General features: G+C 61.9%; 1 protein-coding gene. It reads right to left on the reverse strand.

All coding sequences use genetic code 11. The annotated features are described in order from the left end of the window. Window positions 1-1,934 (reverse strand): ATP-dependent helicase (locus tag ACOVQ0_RS19325; protein ID WP_421888425.1); only part of this gene is annotated, 1,934 nt, incomplete at both ends.

Consider the following 1,934-nt stretch of genomic DNA (forward strand, 5'->3'; position numbering starts at 1 on the left):
TCCTGCTCGGCCACGGTGCCATAGCCGAACTTTTCGTGAAACACGCGCGCACCCAAGCCGATGTCATTGCGCGGCTTTGCGGCAAAGCTGGCGGCGCTGCGCGTGCTTTCGGCGATGCGGCGCGGCTTGGGATCGAACGGTTGTGCAGCGGCCCGTTGCCAGCCCGGCCCGCGCGCCGCACCGCGATTGGGGGTTGCCTGCGCTACGTGCGCAAAAGGATCGTCCCGTTCGCTCCAACTGGCGCGCCACATCGATGCGCCACCTGACAGGGTGGTTTCCTCCTCGATATGGTCGGCAGGCAGTTCGCTGATGAAGCGCGAAGGGATCGAACTGGTCCACTGACCGTAGATCTGGCGATTGGCGGCGTGGAGGATCGTGCAGCGCCGCCGCGCGCGGGTGATCGCGACATAGGCGAGGCGGCGCTCTTCCTCCAGTGACGCCAGACCGCCTTCGTCAAGCGAGCGCTGCGAGGGGAATACGCCTTCTTCCCAGCCCGGCAGGAACACGTTGTCAAACTCCAGCCCCTTGGCGGCGTGGATGGTCATGATCGTGACTTTATGCTCGTCCGCCACGCCTTCGTTGTCCATCACCAGACTGACGTGTTCGAGGAAATCGCCCAGCGTCTCATACTCTTCCATCGCGCGCGCGAGTTCGGTGAGGTTTTCAAGGCGCCCAGCGGCTTCGGCAGTCTTTTCCGCCTGAAGCGCGGTGGTATAGCCGCTTTCATCAAGGATCGTGCGGGCAAGCTCGGCTGGAACCAATTGCTTTGCCGCGTCACGCCAGCGGGCGAAATCGCGCATCAGTGCGGCGAGCGTATTGCGCGCCCGGGCAGGCAGTTCGTCGGTGTCGAGTATTTCGACTGCTGCGGATGACAGCGGCACACCGCGCGCACGGGCGTGGCGGTGGAGCTTTTCCAGCGTCTTGTCACCCAGGCCGCGCTTCGGTGTGTTATAGATCCGCTCGAAGGCAAGATCGTCCTGGGGGCTGGCGATCTGGCGCAGATAGGCCAGCGCATCACGAATTTCGGCACGCTCGTAGAAGCGGAAGCCACCAACGATGCGATAACCCATGCCGATCTGGATGAAACGGTCTTCGATCGTGCGTGTCTGGAACTGCGCGCGGACGAGGATGGCAATGCGATCAAGCGGGGCGCCCTCGCGCTCAAGTCGTTCGATTTCATCACCGATCCGGCGCGCTTCCTCGGGCGCGTCCCAGACGCCAATCACGCGCACCTTGTCGCCACCGTCAATTTCGGTCCACAGCGTCTTGCCTAGGCGTTCGGAGTTCTCCGCGATCAGGCCTGATGCCGCACCGAGGATATGCGGGGTGGAGCGGTAGTTCTGCTCCAGCTTGATCACCTTTGCGCCCGGAAAATCCTTTTCGAACCGCAGGATATTGGCGACTTCTGCCCCGCGCCATGAATAGATAGACTGGTCGTCGTCCCCCACCACGCAGATGTTCTTGCGGTTCTGCGCGAGCAAGCGCAGCCACAGGTACTGGACCGCGTTGGTGTCCTGATATTCGTCCACCATCACGTATTTGAAGCGCTGCTGCCACATCTCCAGCACTTCGCGTTCGCGCCGGAAGATGTTGAGCATGTGCATCAGGAGGTCGCCGAAATCACAGGCGTTCAGTTCACGCAGCCGGTTCTGGTATAATGCGTAGAAACGCTGGCCCTTGCCGTTGGCATAGGCCTCATTCTCAAGTGCATCGAGATCGGCGGGGTTCAGACCGCGATTTTTCCACTTGTCGATCAGCCCGGCCAGTTGCTTGGCGGGCCAGCGCTTGTCGTCAATGCCCTCCGCCACGATCAACTGCTTCAGCAGCCGCAACTGGTCGTCTGTGTCGATGATCGTGAAGTTGCTTTGCAGCCCCACCAGTTCGGCATGGCGGCGCAGCATCTTGGCGGCGATGGAATGGAACGTGCCGAGCCA

Source organism: Novosphingobium sp. (assembly GCF_049240505.1).
Taxonomy (GTDB): Bacteria; Pseudomonadota; Alphaproteobacteria; order Sphingomonadales; family Sphingomonadaceae; genus Novosphingobium.